This window comes from Streptomyces mesophilus, from assembly GCF_040300965.1.
GTDB classification, from domain to species: Bacteria; Actinomycetota; Actinomycetes; order Streptomycetales; family Streptomycetaceae; genus Streptomyces; species Streptomyces mesophilus_A.
In genome coordinates this window covers 62,951-77,609 of the sequence record NZ_JBEPEW010000010.1, presented here as the reverse complement: position 1 = coordinate 77,609, position 14,659 = coordinate 62,951, and the positions used below count along the sequence as shown (strand labels likewise).

Genomic DNA, 14,659 nt, shown 5'->3' with positions numbered 1-14,659 from the left:
TCTGTTCAGCGTGGCCGACATGACGCTAGCGTGGGGGCACCTTTGCACACGCGGGAGCTCGGAGCACCGGGCTGAGAGGGCGCTGACCTCCGTACGAGATGTACGGATACGGCTGCGTCGACCGCCGAACCTGTTACCGGGTAATGCCGGCGTAGGGAGATCGGTCTCATGACCACACAGGACGTACGCACGCCTGCCTCCAGCACCTCTGCTTCGGTCGAGGAGGAGGCCGGGAAGTCCATCGGCTGGCACAAGGCATACGTCCAGGGCTCGCGCCCTGACATGCAGGTGCCGGTGCGCCAGGTGCACCTCACCAACGGCAAGTCGGTCACGTTGTACGACACTTCGGGCCCGTATACGGACCCGAACGCCGACACCGACGTACGGCGCGGCCTCGCACCGCTGCGGGAGAACTGGATCATCGCCCGCGGCGACACCGAGGAGTACGCGGGCCGGCCGGTCCGCCCCGAGGACGACGGCATCAAGCACACCTCGCCGCGCGGGGGCAATCTGCGCAACCTCGACGCGGTGTTCCCGGGCCGGCCGCGGCTGCCCCGCCGGGGCCGTGGCGGCGAGGCGGTCACGCAGCTCGCGTACGCCCGGCGCGGGGAGATCACGCCGGAGATGGAGTACGTGGCCATCCGCGAGAACGTCGCGCCCGAGGTCGTACGGGACGAGATCGCCGCGGGCCGCGCCGTGCTTCCGGCGAACATCAACCACCCGGAGATCGAGCCGATGATCATCGGCAAGCGGTTCCTGGTGAAGGTGAACGCCAACATCGGCAACTCTGCCGTGACCTCCTCCATCGAGGAGGAGGTCGAGAAGATGACCTGGGCCACCAAGTGGGGCGCCGACACGGTCATGGACCTCTCGACCGGCCGCAACATCCACACCACGCGCGAGTGGGTGCTGCGCAACTCCCCGGTCCCGATCGGCACGGTGCCGCTCTACCAGGCGCTCGAGAAGGTCGACGGCCGCGCCGAGGAGCTCACCTGGGAGATCTACAAGGACACGGTCATCGAGCAGGCCGAGCAGGGCGTGGACTACATGACGGTGCACGCCGGCGTGCGGCTCCCGTACGTCCCGCTGACGGCCAACCGCAAGACCGGCATTGTCTCGCGCGGTGGCTCGATCATGGCGGCGTGGTGCCTCGCGCACCACAAGGAGTCCTTCCTGTACGAGCACTTCGAGGAGCTCTGCGAGATCCTCGCCGCGTACGACGTCACGTACTCGCTGGGCGACGGTCTGCGGCCCGGGTCGATCGCGGACGCCAACGACCGGGCGCAGTTCGCGGAGTTGGAGACCCTGGGCGAGCTGAACAAGATCGCCAAGGCGCACAACGTACAGACGATGATCGAGGGCCCGGGCCATGTCCCGATGCACAAGATCAAGGAGAACATCGACCTCCAGCAGGAGATATGCGAGGAGGCCCCGTTCTACACGCTGGGCCCGCTGACCACGGACATCGCGCCCGCGTACGACCACATCACCTCGGGTATCGGCGCCGCGATGATCGGCTGGTGGGGCACGGCGATGCTCTGCTACGTCACGCCCAAGGAGCACCTGGGCCTGCCCAACCGTGACGACGTGAAGACCGGCGTCATCACGTACAAGATCGCGGCGCACGCGGCCGACCTGGCCAAGGGGCACCCGGGTGCCCAGGACTGGGACGACGCGCTCTCGGACGCGCGCTTCGAGTTCCGCTGGGAGGACCAGTTCAACCTGGCCCTGGACCCGGACACGGCACGCGAGTTCCACGACGAGACGCTGCCGGCGGAGCCCGCGAAGACGGCGCACTTCTGCTCGATGTGCGGGCCGAAGTTCTGCTCGATGAAGATCTCGCAGGACATCCGGCGCGAGCACGGGGGTTCGCAGGCGGAGGTCGAGGCGGGGATGGCGGAGAAGTCTAAGGAGTTCGCGGCCGCGGGGAACAGGGTTTATCTGCCGATCGCGGAGTGATCCTTCCTGATGTGCCGGTGTCCCCAGTCGGTCCGGGGACACCGGCATTTTCGTGACCGGGGCCGCGCAGACATGGCAGCGTGGCCCTCAACTGCCGTACGGGGAAGGGGAACGATGGCTCTGGCGGATCAGCTGCCCGCTCTCATCGGTGTGGTCGTCGGAGCCTTCGGCTCGTATGTCGCCGCGAGCCTCACGGAGCGGAGCCGGTGGCGGCGGGCACGAGCCGAGCGGTGGGACGAGAAACGGTTCACCACGTACGTGGTCTATGCGAACGTGCTCAAATCCCAGCTCCGTATCGCCCAGCGCATAGGGGCGGCCCGAGGCTTCGAGAACACCTCGGACCCGCTGGAGGTCGAGGAGGGGCTGCGCCAGCTCGCGGAGGCGGAATCGCGGCGGGCGACCGAGTGGGAGTCCGTGCTGCTCGTCGGGGACCACGCGACCATCGCAGCTGCCCGTGCCTGGCACGAGGCCGTCTGGAACCTGGAGTTGTACGCCAAGGGGCTTCGGGAGGACCCCGAAGGGTGGGCCGCGTCGGAGCAGCGGGTCAGTGCGGCGCGGGACAGGTTCTACGCGTGTGCCCGAGGTGACCTCGGGATCAGCGGACCACCACCGCCGTCCGGCAACTGGCCCCGGGTATGGCAGCACCAGGAGCTGGGCTGACGCCGCAGGGCCGTCAGTCCGGCTGATGCTCCGGCCCCCCGAAGTCCGGGCTGGAGAAGTCCGGGCTCGAGTAGCTGGGCTTGGGGCCCGCGGCGGGGCCGCCGTCCGGGCTGCTGAAGCCCGGGTGGCTGTAGCCGAGTTGGGGCATACGGCTGGACGGCGGGCTCGCGGTGGGGTGCCTGGCGGCGCCCGGGTCGGCCAGTGCCTCGCGGAGGAAGGGAAGCACCCCCCGCTCCAGGAGGGCGTCCCGCCAGGCTTCCCTGGCGCGGGAGACCTCCTCGGTCAGTTCACCGCTTCCGGCCGCCGTCAGCGAGTTGGACCCGTTGCGCAGGGCGGTCATCAGGAGCCCGACCGCCGCGATCAGGATGCCTGCCGCGGTGAGGGCCCCGAAGAACCAGCCGGCCGTCAACAGGGTGTCGGCGAAGGCGGGTTCGGGGGTGAGCATCTTCAGGATGTAGCCGATGAGCAGGAAGATCGCGGCCGCCGTGCCGGCAAGCACCGGCGCCAGGACCGCGACCACGGCGACCAGACCCGCGCCCTCCGCGACCTCGCCCATGCTCGTGGCCAGGCCCATCGGCCCCGATGAGGACGCAGAGGGCTCTGAGGGGCCGGATTCGGAGACCGCGGTCTCGGTGCGTGCGGGTTCGCGCAGCTCCTCACGGACCTTGACGTAGTGGTCGTACTCGGCCGCCGCGGCGGCGGTGATGAGCGCGGTCGCGTTGAGCGCCATCGTGCGCAGTTGTTCCGGGTTCAGACGGTCGCCCACGGCGGCCAGATCAGGGCGGTGCGGCGCGGAGCGCAGCGCTTCATCGAGGATCCGCTCATAGTCCTGGCGGTCCTCGTTCAGCAGGTGCGGAGCGCTGTTCATGTGCATCCCCCGATGCTCCGTAGGGCCGTGACTCCCGCTCGATCTCGGGCAGTGGGGCGGAAACGGAGGAGAGCCTGCTACGGATAAGCCGATGGTAGAGCGGCTCAGGCACGCGGTGACAGGGGGTTTCCGGAAATTGGCCCGGGAGCCGATCAGGGAGTAGGTGCTGTGCACCTGCCCCCGAATCGCTCAGCTATCCAAGGGCAGTCGGCGGACCAGCAGCTTTCCGGCCATGGTCACGCCGCCGTCCATCGCGACGGCAAGACCGTCCGCGTACACATGCGGGCCTTCCACCTGAGGTCCGCCCCCGTCCGCGCCGTCCTCCGAGCCCACCTCGCCGAGCAGATATGGGATCGGGCTGTGGCCGTGGACGACCCTGCTGCCGCCGAACGCCCCGAGCAACTCCCGTACGGCCTCGGGTCCCGACTGATCGCGGAAGGCGAAGCGCTTGGTGAACTTGCGGAAGAGATCCCAGCACTCGTCCGCGTCATTGCGCGTGAGCGCCTCTCGGATCGTGTCATTGACCTGGGGAATCGAATCGCCGTAGTCGAGATACGCCGTGGTGTCGGAGTGCATCAGCAGATGGTCGTCCTCCAGCTCGATCGCGTCGAGCCGGGACATCCACTGCAGATGGACGTCCTGCAGGCGGTCCATATCGGACTTCTGGCCGCCGTTGAGCAGCCAGGCCGCCTGGAAGGTGGCGGTTCCCGCACCGGAGTTGACGGGGGTGTCGCCGAAGCGCTTGGCTCCGATGAGCAGCAGCTCGTGGTTGCCCATGAGCGCCTTGCAGTAGCCGCCGGCCGCGGCGGCCTGGGCGGAGAGCCGCATCACCAGGTCGATGACGCCGATGCCGTCGGGCCCTCGGTCGGTGAAGTCGCCGAGGAACCACAGGCGCGCATGGCCCGCGCACCAGTCGCCGTCGGCGTCGACGAGGCCCTGTTCGCGCAGAGCCGCGAGCAGTTCGTCGAGGTAGCCGTGCACATCGCCGACCACGTACAGCGGACCGAGCTCGTCGCCGGACGGCTCGGGCGCGAGCGCCTGGTCCGGCACCGGGACCTGCACGGTGTCCCCGCGGTTGATCACCGGAAGGTCGCGCTGGGTCGGCGTATAGCCCTCGGGCTCGCCGGTATCGCCGAAGCGGTCGGCGGCGGCGTCACCGAAGCGCTCGGGCGCCTCGCCGAAGCCGGCGGTCTGCTGCACATACGCGGGTACGCGGAAGTCGCGGACCGTGTCCGTACGCACCACGGGTCCCTGACCGGCCCCCTGAGTCATCGACCCCTCCACCACCGTCGCGCCGCATTCCGCCACCGGATCGGACTGCCTGGTCGCGGCTGCCCGTGGTGTCGTGCGCCCATCATAGGAATGCGCCTGGCGCTCTGTGATGCACCAGGGGTGGTGAATCGTGGCAGGACTCGGGGGCGAAGGGGATTTCTCCCGAATTGCGGGCACCTTGCGGCCGCTTCGGAACGTCCGTCGGCCGCTTCGGAACGTCCGCGGGCCGCACCGGAACGTCCGCAGGCCGCACCGAAACGTCCGCAGGCCGCATCGGAACGCCCCCGTCCACCGTTTCGGAGCGGCCGCCGGGCGACGTGCGGCGCCCGGCGGCCCCGTTCACTGCTCGGGTGTACGTGGCGGACTCACCGTCGTGCGGGGGCGGCGGCGCTGCGAGGAGGTGCGGACGATCAGTTCGGTCGGTATCACCTGCTCGAGCGGAGCGGCCGAATCGACCCCCTCGATGGCATCGATGAGCAGCTGGACCACGGCTGTCCCGATACGGCGCGGTTTGAGCGAGAGCGTGGTGATGGGCGGCTCGGTGGTGGCGTACACCGCGGACTCGCTGCAGCAGACGAGCAGCAGATCGTCGGGGACGCGCAGCCCGTAGCGCCGGGCGGCGGCGAGCAGATCGGTGCCGTTGGGGTCGAAGAGCCCGTACACCGCGTCGGGCCGGTCGGGCCGCGCGAGCAGCCGGTCGGCGGCGACGGCGCCCGCACACGGGTCGTGCGCCGGGTAGGCCTCGTACACCGGGTCCTGGCCCACGCGCTTGCACCAGCGCAGATACGCGGTGGTGGACAGGTGCGTATAGGTGTCCGTGGTGGTGCCGGTGAGCAGGCCGATCCGGCGGGCGCCGGCCGCGGCGAGATGCTCGAGGATCTCCATCACGGCGGCCTCGTGGTCGTTGTCGACCCAGGCGGTCACCGGGAGCGAGCCCGCCGGGCGGCCGTCGGAGACCACGGGTAAGCCCTGGCGGACCAGTTCGCTCACGACGGGGTCCTGGTCCGAGGGGTCGATCACGACGGTGCCGTCGAGCGCGACGTTGGACCACACGTCATGGCGCGAGGTCGCGGGCAGGATGACCAGCGCATAGCCGCGGGCGAGCGCGGCGGAGGTGGCGGCTCTTGCCATCTCCGCGAAGTACGCGAACTCGGTGAAGGTGAAAGGTTCATCCCCGTAGGTCGTCACGGTCAGGCCGATGAGGCCCGACTTTCCGGTACGGAGCGTGCGGGCCGCTGCGGACGGGCGGTAGCCCAACCGGTCGGCGACCTCGCGGACATGGCGGCGGGTGGCGTCGGGGAGCCGGCCCTTGCCGTTGAGCGCGTCGGAGACGGTCGTGATGGAGACACCGGCAGCGGCGGCCACGTCCCGGATGCCCGCCCGACCCTGCCGGTTACCGCCTCCGCGGGGGGTGCCCGCCCGGCTCACCTGGTGCTTCCCTGCTGCTGTCATGGCGAGCCGATAGTAGGGCTCATGAGGGTGGTCGGCGGGGGCGCATATTCACTCGTTGACAGGCACGTTTCTGCAAGGTCCACTTCCCTCAATTCCCATTGATACCAAGGTAGTTAAGGGCTTGCTGCTCCATCACTACGCCGTGTGGGTACATGCGCCTGGCAAGTGGCACATGTTTCGAACTGGTCTCAACTCACCTTCACGGGTGATGCGCGCCACGGCGCGAGCCACCGGCGCGCGGCATCGCGCAGGGCGCTCCCCCTCTGTTCCGCGCCGCGGCTCTCCGTAGCTCTCTCGTTGTCCACAGGCCATTCGCAGGCGGACGGAATCCTCATAGAGTGAGCAGTATTCGAACCTGAGTGGCACGAAGCCTTCAGTGGACAGAGCCTTCAGTGGCATGAGGAGGACCCGCGGTGAGCCAGAGCCCGAAGCTGCGCGCCGAGCTGGACGGCATCCCGACGTACAAGCCGGGCAAGCCCGCCGCGGCCGGCGGTCCGGTGGCGTACAAGCTGTCCTCCAACGAGAACCCGTACCCCCCGCTCCCCGGCGTGATGGAGCAGGTGACGGCGGCCGCCGGCAGCTTCAACCGCTACCCGGACATGGCCTGCACCGGCCTGATGAACGAGCTGTCGGACCGCTTCGGCGTCCCGCTCACGCATCTTGCGACCGGCACGGGCTCGGTCGGTGTCGCCCAGTCCCTGATCCAGGCGACCAGCGGCCCGGGTGACGAGGTGATGTACGCGTGGCGCTCCTTCGAGGCGTACCCGATCATCACGCAGATCAGCGGTGCGACCTCGGTGAAGGTGCCGCTGACCGCGGGGGAGGTGCACGACCTCGACGCGATGGCGGCCGCGATCACCGACCGCACCCGGCTGATCTTCGTCTGCAACCCCAACAACCCGACGGGCACGGTGGTGCGCCGGGCCGAGCTGGAGCGGTTCCTCGACCAGGTGCCGAGCGATGTGCTCGTGGTGCTCGACGAGGCGTATCGCGAGTTCATCCGCGACGCCGAGGTGCCGGACGGCATCGAGCTCTACCGGGACCGGCCCAATGTCTGCGTCCTGCGCACCTTCTCCAAGGCGTACGGTCTCGCGGGTCTGCGCGTCGGTTTCGCGGTGGCGCACGAGCCCGTCGCGGCCGCGCTGCGCAAGACGGCGGTCCCGTTCGGTGTGAGCCAGCTCGCGCAGGATGCCGCGGTGGCCTCGCTGCGGGCGGAGGACGAACTGCTCGGCCGGGTCGGCTCGTTGGTCGGCGAGCGTCACCGGGTGGTGGAGACGCTCAGGGGTCAGGGCTGGACCGTCCCCGAGACGCAGGCCAACTTCGTCTGGCTGCGGCTCGGGGAGCGCACGGTCGAGTTCGCGGGTGCGTGCGAGAAGGCCGGTGTCGTGGTGCGTCCGTTCCCCGGTGAGGGTGTGCGGGTCACGATCGGCGAGGAAGAGGCCAATGACCTCTTCCTGGGGGCCGCGGAGGCCTTCCGCAAGGAGCTGTAACCGCTCTTATTCGGTGACCGGTTCCACTCTTATTCGGTGACCAGTTCCACCCGGATCGGGTCGCCCTCACGAACGGTGGCGAGGCGACGGGGGTCGCCGTCGAGCGCGCCCAGCAGATTGCAGGGGCTCGCGAGGCGGCACTCCTCGCCGCGTGAGATCGGCGTCGGGCCGTACGGCAGCGCGAGGGCGTCACCGTCGGTCCAGAACGCGACCGTGCCGGGGTCGACGACCTGCTCGGCACCGGCCTCGCGCTCCACGCTGACGCCGGTGTCGAAGTACACCTCCTCGCCCCATGTGTGGGCCGAGGCGGTGATCGGGAGCGCCTTGGCCAGCGCACGGCTGGTCGGGGTGTCCTCGAGCGTCGCGGTCAGATGGTCTGCGGGCCAGGAGATCCGTATCTGCATGCCGCGGATTCAACAAGATGTTGAAGTTCTTGGGAAGGGCCGTCTCGATCGGTGGCCGCCCGTCCCGGATGTCGCGCAGAAATTCCCCGAACCCGCCCGCCCGTGATGTCACAACGGCGGGTCCTCGCCCGTCATATGGGGTGGAAGCGCGGAAGGGGACCCCCTTGAAGTTGCCGACAATACGTACGACATAATGCTTGTGAATGTGAACGCGTTCACAAACGTGTCCCGTTTGATCCCGTGATGACTAGGACAATGCGGGCAAACTGCCGCAGTGACCACGGCGACGTAAGGAGACTGACGACGTGGACTTGGCTCTGGCGCCGGAGACCCTGGCGCGATGGCAGTTCGGCATCACCACCGTCTACCACTTCCTTTTCGTCCCCATCACGATCTCGCTCGCGGCTCTCGTGGCCGGCCTGCAGACCGCGTGGGTTCGGACAGAGAAGGAGAAGTACCTCAGGGCGACCAAGTTCTGGGGAAAGCTGTTCCTGATCAACATTGCGATGGGTGTCGTGACCGGCATCCTGCAGGAGTTCCAGTTCGGTATGAACTGGTCCGACTACTCGCGCTTCGTGGGTGACATCTTCGGCGCGCCCCTCGCGTTCGAGGCGCTGATCGCCTTCTTCTTCGAGTCGACCTTCATCGGTCTGTGGATCTTCGGCTGGGACAAGCTGCCCAAGAAGATCCACCTGGCCTGCATGTGGATGGTCTCGATCGGCACCATCCTCTCCGCGTACTTCATCCTGGCGGCCAACTCCTGGATGCAGCACCCGGTCGGTTACAAGATCAACGAGGAGAAGGGACGTGCCGAACTCACCGACTTCTGGCACGTCCTGACCCAGAACACCGCCATTGCGCAGATGTTCCACACCATGACCGGTGCGTTCATGGTCGGTGGCGCGTTCATGGCCGGCATCGCCGCGTACCACCTGATGCGCAAGAAGCACATCGAGACCATGAAGACCTCGCTGCGGCTCGGTCTGGTCACGCTCGCCATCAGCGGTGTGCTCTCCGCGGTCAGCGGCGACCACCTCGGCAAGATCATGTTCGAGCAGCAGCCGATGAAGATGGCCGCGGCCGAGGCGCTGTGGGACGGCGAGGAGTCCGCGCCGTTCTCGATCTTCGCGTACGGCGATGTCGACGAGGGTCACAACAAGGTCGCCATAGAGATTCCGGGCCTGTTGTCCTTCCTCGCGCACAACAACTTCGACGAGTACGTCCCCGGCATCAACGACCTCAACAAGGAGATGCAGGAGAAGTACGGACCCGGTGACTACCGGCCGAACATCCCGGTCGCCTACTGGGGCTTCCGCTGGATGATCGGGTTCGGGATGGCCTCGCTCGGCATCGGACTGCTCGGGCTGTGGCTGACGCGGAAGAAGTTCATGCTGCCGCAGGCGCTGCGGGTCGGTGAGGACGAAGTGCCGCATCTGGTGGTCTGGAAGAAGCCGCTGAGCGCCAAGTGGGGCAAGTGGTACTGGCTCCTCCTCCTTTGGACCATGCTCTTCCCGCTGATCGCCAACTCCTGGGGCTGGATCTTCACCGAGATGGGCCGCCAGCCGTGGGTGGTCTTCGGCGTCATGAAGACCTCAGCCGCCGTCTCCCCCAACGTCTCGCAGGGCGAGGTCATCACCTCGATGAGCATCTACACGCTGCTCTACGCGGCGCTCGCCGTGATCGAGGTCAAGCTGATCGCCAAGTACGCCAAGGCCGGACCGCCGGAGCTCACGGAGGACGACCTCAACCCGCCGACCAAGATCGGCGGGGACTCGAAGGACTCCGACCGGCCGATGGCCTTCTCGTACTGAGGGAGGAAGAGGGATATGGAACTCCACGACGTCTGGTTCGTCCTCATCGCCGTCCTCTGGATCGGCTACTTCTTCCTCGAGGGCTTCGACTTCGGGGTCGGCATCCTCACCAAGCTGCTCGCCCGCGACCGCACCGAACGCCGGGTCCTGATCAACACGATCGGTCCGGTCTGGGACGGCAACGAGGTCTGGCTGCTCACGGCCGGCGGTGCCACCTTCGCCGCGTTCCCCGAGTGGTACGCGACGCTGTTCTCCGGCTTCTATCTGCCGCTGCTGTTCATCCTGATCTGCCTGATCATCCGCGGTGTCGCCTTCGAGTACCGGCACAAGCGGCCCGAGGACAAGTGGCAGACCAACTGGGAGCACGCGATCTTCTGGACCTCGCTTGTCCCGGCGCTTCTGTGGGGTGTGGCCTTCGCCAACATCGTGCGGGGCGTGAAGATCGACAAGGACTTCGAGTACGTCGGCAACTTCTGGGATCTGCTCAACCCGTACGCGATCCTCGGCGGGCTTGTCACGCTCACGCTCTTCACCTTCCACGGTGCGGTGTTCGTGGCGCTCAAGACCGAAGGCGATATCCGGGTACGGGCAAGGAAGTTGGCGCTCACGCTCGGGCTTGTCACGGCCGTGCTCGCGCTCGCCTTCCTGATCTGGACCCAGATCGACAACGGTGACGGCAAGTCGCTTGTCGCGATGATCGTGGCGGTGCTCGCCCTGGTCGGTGCGCTCGGGGCCATCAAGGTCGGGCGCGAGGGCTGGTCGTTCGCACTGTCCGGGATCACGATCGCGGCGGCGGTGGCCATGCTGTTCCTGACGCTCTTCCCGAACGTCATGCCGTCCTCGCTGAACGAGGAGTGGAACCTCACGGTCACCAACGCCTCGTCCAGCCCGTACACCCTGAAGATCATGACCTGGTGCGCGGCGATCGCCACTCCGATCGTGCTGCTCTACCAGTCCTGGACCTACTGGGTGTTCCGCAAGCGGATCGGTACGCGGCACATCGCGGCCGACGCGCACTGAGCGCGCTTTGAGCGTGTGATGTCCAGGGGTGCGCCAACGACTGCTCTGATACGGGCTGTTGGCGCACCCCTTTCTCGTACTGGAGGCTGTTTCACGTGAAACCGGTCGACCCTCGCCTCATCCGCTACGCCGGGGCCACCCGCCGCTTCCTCATCGCGATCGTGGTGCTCGGTCTTGCCGGGGCCGGTCTGGTCATCGCCCAGGCGATGCTGATCGCCGAAGTGGTGGTGGGCGGCTTCGAGAAGGGCCTCTCCGCCGGGGAGTTGGGCACACCGCTGCTGCTGCTCGCGGCGGTCGCCGTGGGGCGCGGGCTTGTCGGCTGGCTCACGGAGCTGGCCGCGCACCGGGCGAGTGCGGCGGTGAAGTCCGAGCTGAGGGGGAGGTTGCTCGGGCGGGCGACCGCGCTGGGTCCGGGCTGGCTGAGTGGTCAGCGCACGGGCTCCCTTGTCGCCCTCGCCACCCGCGGGGTGGACGCTCTCGACGACTACTTCGCCCGCTATCTGCCCCAGTTGGGGCTCGCGATCGTCGTCCCCGTGGCCGTGCTCGCGCGGATCGTGACCGAGGACTGGGTATCCGCGGCGATCATCGTGGTCACGCTGCCCCTGATCCCGCTCTTCATGATTCTGATCGGCTGGGCCACGCAGGCCCGGATGGACCGCCAGTGGAAGCTGCTGTCGCGCCTCTCCGGGCACTTCCTCGATGTGGTCGCCGGGCTGCCGACGCTCAAGGTGTTCGGTCGGGCCAAGGCGCAGGCCGAGTCGATCCGGAAGATCACCGGCGAGTACCGGCAGGCCACGATGCGGACCCTGCGGATCGCCTTCATCTCCTCCTTCGCCCTGGAGCTGCTCGCCACCCTGTCGGTCGCGCTGGTCGCGGTGACCATCGGGATGCGGCTCGTACACGGCGAGTTGGACCTCTACATCGGCCTCGTCGTCCTGGTGCTCGCCCCCGAGGCGTATCTGCCGCTGCGGCAGGTCGGGGCGCAGTACCACGCGGCGGCGGAGGGGCTGGCGGCCGCCGAGGAGATCTTCGAGGTCCTGGAGGCGCCGCTGCCGGCGAGTGGTGAAGGACCCGCGCCGCGCGGGGAGTTGAGCCTCGAGGGCGTGACCGTGCGCTATCCCGGGCGGGACACGGCGGCCGTCGAGAACGTGTCGTTCACGGTCGGCGAGGGCGAGACCGTCGCGCTTGTCGGGCCGAGCGGCGCGGGCAAGAGCACCTTGCTGCATGCGGTGCTCGGGTTCGTACGGCCTGATGAGGGGCGTATCCGCGTCGGCGGGACGGATCTCGCGTCCGTGGCGCCTGACGCGTGGCACGAGCAGGTGGCGTGGGTGCCGCAGCGGCCGCATGTGTTCGCGGGGACGCTGGCGGAGAACCTACGGCTCGCACGGCCGGACGCCGACGACGAGCAGGTACGCCGGGCGCTGCGGGATGCGGGAGCCCTCGAGTTCGTGGACGCGCTGCCCGAGGGCCTCGGCACGCTGCTCGGTGAGGACGGGGCCGGGCTCTCGGCCGGGCAGAAGCAACGGCTGGCGCTGGCCCGGGCGTTCCTCGCGGACCGGCCGGTGTTGCTGCTCGACGAACCGACGGCCGCGCTCGACGGGGGTACCGAGGCGCAGATCGTGGACGCGGTACGGCGGCTGGCCCGCGGTCGTACGGTGCTCCTCGTCGTGCACCGGCCGGCGCTGCTCGCGGTGGCGGACCGGGTGGTCCGGGTCGAAGGGGGTGCGCCGGGCGGGGAGTTGGTCATGCATGACGCTCCCGTGGCGGCGGTGAGGGAAGGTGTCGCCGAGGCGGCCGCCGGGGGTGAGGGTCTGGTCGCCGCGACGGTCACGGATCCTGTGGAGACCGTCCCCGAGCACGGAGTGCTCGCCCGCGTACGGAAGATGGCCGGTCAGCGGCGCGGGCGGCTGCTGCTCGGTCTCTTCCTCGGTTCACTCGCGCTGGGCAGTGCGGTGGGTCTGATGGCCACGTCCGGCTGGCTGATCTCCAAGGCCTCGCTGCAGCCGCCCGTGCTGCATCTGATGGTGGCCGTCACCGCGACCCGCGCCTTCGGCATCGGCCGCGCGGTCTTCCGGTACGCCGAGCGCCTGGTCACGCATGACGCGGTCCTGCGGATGCTGGCCGACGCACGGGTCGCCGTCTACCGGCGGCTGGAGCGGCTGGCCCCGGCCGGGCTGCGCAAGACCCGGCGCGGGGATCTGCTCGCCCGGCTCGTCGGTGATGTGGACGCGCTGCAGGACTACTGGCTGCGCTGGCTGCTGCCCGCGGGGGCTGCCTTGGTCGTAGGCGTGGGTGCGTCCGGGTTCACGGCGTGGCTGCTGCCCGAGGCCGGGGCTCTGCTGGCCGGCGGTCTGCTGCTCGCCGGCGTCGGGGTGCCGTGGCTGAGCGGTCTTGTGGCCCGCAGGGCCGAGCGGCGCCTCGCGCCCGCGCGCGGGGAGATGTCGACGCGGGTGGCCGATCTGCTCACCGGGACCGCCGAGTTGACGGTCGCGGGCGCGCTTCCCTCCCGTACGGACAAGGCCCGCGCCGCCGACGCCGAGCTGACCCGGATCGCCTCCCGAGGTGCGTGGGCCACCGCGCTCGGGACCGGGCTCAGCGCGCTGATCTGCGGACTCACCGTGGTCGCGGCTGGGGCCGTGGGAGTGGCGGCGGTCGGGGACGGGCGCCTGAGCGGGGTCTCGCTCGCCGTCGTCGTGCTCACTCCACTGGCCGCGTTCGAGGCCGTGACCGGACTGCCGCTCGCCGTGCAGTACCGGCAGCGGGTGCGGCGCAGCGCGGAACGGGTCTTCGAGGTGCTCGACGCGCCCGCGCCCGTACAGGAGCCGGCGACGCCCGGCGCCGTGCCCGCCGGGCCTTTCCCGCTGGAGCTGCGCGGGATCTCGGCCCGGCATGCGGGCCAGGACCGGGACGCGCTCGCCGGGGTCGACCTGACCCTGCGGCAAGGGCGGCGGATCGCGGTCGTCGGACCGTCCGGGTCCGGCAAGACCACGCTGGCCCAGGTGCTGCTGCGCTTCCTCGACGCACGGGAGGGCGCCTACACGCTGGGCGGGGTGGACGCGTACGGCCTGGAGAGCGACGGGGTGCGGCGGCTGGTCGGGCTGTGCGCGCAGGATGCGCATCTCTTCGACAGTTCCGTACGCGAGAACCTGCGGCTTGCCCGGCCGGACGCCTCGGACCGTGAGCTGAGGGACGCGCTGGCGCGGGCTCGGCTCCTGGAGTGGGTGGACTCGCTGCCCGACGGTCTGGACACGCTCGTCGGCGAGCACGGGGCCCGGCTCTCGGGCGGGCAGCGGCAGCGGCTCGCGCTGGCGCGGGCGCTCCTCGCCCGGTTCCCCGTCCTCGTCCTCGACGAGCCGGCCGAGCATCTCGATCTGCCGACCGCCGACGTACTCACCGCCGATCTGCTCGCGGCGACGGAGGGCACCGCGACCGTAATGATCACGCACAGGCTGGCCGGGCTCGATGCGGTGGACGAGGTCCTGGTGCTCGAGCACGGGCGGGTGGTGCAGCGGGGTGCGTACGCCGAGCTGGTCGGGGCTGAGGGGCCGCTGCGGCGGATGGCGGAGCGGGAGCGGGAGGCTGAGGCGTTGGTCGCGGTGAGCGACGCATAGGAGCTCGCGGAAACCCCGGGAGACGCCCGCCGAGCCGTCGAACCGTCCGCCTCGAGCCGTAAGGCCCTCCACCCCGACTTTCCTCATAAATTCGGACTAACTAGTCTCAAGG

9 protein-coding genes and 1 pseudogene are annotated in these 14,659 nt (G+C 69.2%); 6 read left to right on the top strand and 4 right to left on the bottom strand.

What is annotated here, in order from left to right:
- Positions 1-168 precede the first annotated feature (168 nt).
- Together thiC and ABT367_RS06305 are read left to right on the top strand one after the other, a co-directional pair.
- Positions 169-1,959, top strand: coding sequence for a phosphomethylpyrimidine synthase ThiC (thiC, locus tag ABT367_RS06310; protein ID WP_352250141.1), 1,791 nt, complete (start codon positions 169-171; stop codon positions 1,957-1,959).
- A 114-nt stretch (positions 1,960-2,073) separates the two neighbouring features.
- Positions 2,074-2,619, top strand: coding sequence for a hypothetical protein (locus ABT367_RS06305; RefSeq protein ID WP_352250139.1), 546 nt, complete (start codon positions 2,074-2,076; stop codon positions 2,617-2,619).
- A gap of 13 nt (positions 2,620-2,632) precedes the next feature.
- Here the strand turns inward: ABT367_RS06305 and ABT367_RS06300 are convergent, their stop codons facing one another.
- The 3 genes and pseudogenes from ABT367_RS06300 to ABT367_RS06290 form a co-directional block, all read right to left on the bottom strand.
- The gene (locus ABT367_RS06300; RefSeq protein ID WP_352250137.1) at positions 2,633-3,493 is read right to left on the bottom strand and encodes a hypothetical protein; all 861 of its coding nucleotides are present in this window, start codon (positions 3,491-3,493) and stop codon (positions 2,633-2,635) included.
- Positions 3,494-3,676: 183 nt separating this feature from the next.
- Positions 3,677-4,609, bottom strand: a pseudogene (locus tag ABT367_RS06295) (metallophosphoesterase); the annotation flags it as partial.
- A gap of 489 nt (positions 4,610-5,098) precedes the next feature.
- On the bottom strand, positions 5,099-6,211 hold the full coding sequence (locus ABT367_RS06290) for a LacI family DNA-binding transcriptional regulator (protein ID WP_352250133.1): 1,113 nt from the start codon (positions 6,209-6,211) through the stop codon (positions 5,099-5,101).
- Positions 6,212-6,624: 413 nt separating this feature from the next.
- Between ABT367_RS06290 and hisC the strand changes: the two genes are divergently transcribed.
- Positions 6,625-7,701 carry a histidinol-phosphate transaminase gene (gene hisC / locus ABT367_RS06285; RefSeq protein ID WP_352250131.1) on the top strand — a complete coding sequence of 359 codons (1,077 nt, stop codon included), beginning with the start codon at positions 6,625-6,627 and terminating at the stop codon, positions 7,699-7,701.
- Between the two features lie 29 nt (positions 7,702-7,730).
- Here hisC and ABT367_RS06280 read toward each other — a convergent pair whose 3' ends face one another.
- Positions 7,731-8,105, bottom strand: coding sequence for a cyclophilin-like fold protein (locus ABT367_RS06280; protein WP_352250129.1), 375 nt, complete (start codon positions 8,103-8,105; stop codon positions 7,731-7,733).
- 305 nt (positions 8,106-8,410) lie between these two features.
- On the opposite strand from ABT367_RS06280, the gene ABT367_RS06275 reads away from it, so the two are divergent.
- The 3 genes from ABT367_RS06275 to cydD all read left to right on the top strand — a co-directional run bounded on the left by ABT367_RS06275 (position 8,411) and on the right by cydD (position 14,547).
- On the top strand, positions 8,411-9,916 hold the full coding sequence (locus ABT367_RS06275; RefSeq protein ID WP_352250127.1) for a cytochrome ubiquinol oxidase subunit I: 1,506 nt from the start codon (positions 8,411-8,413) through the stop codon (positions 9,914-9,916).
- A 15-nt stretch (positions 9,917-9,931) separates the two neighbouring features.
- Entirely contained in the window at positions 9,932-10,936 is a 1,005-nt protein-coding gene (gene cydB / locus ABT367_RS06270; protein WP_352250125.1) for a cytochrome d ubiquinol oxidase subunit II, read from the top strand.
- A gap of 95 nt (positions 10,937-11,031) precedes the next feature.
- Positions 11,032-14,547 (top strand): thiol reductant ABC exporter subunit CydD, encoded by a 3,516-nt coding sequence (gene cydD / locus ABT367_RS06265; protein WP_352250123.1) that lies wholly within the window; start codon positions 11,032-11,034, stop codon positions 14,545-14,547.
- The last annotated feature ends 112 nt before the right edge of the window (positions 14,548-14,659 follow it).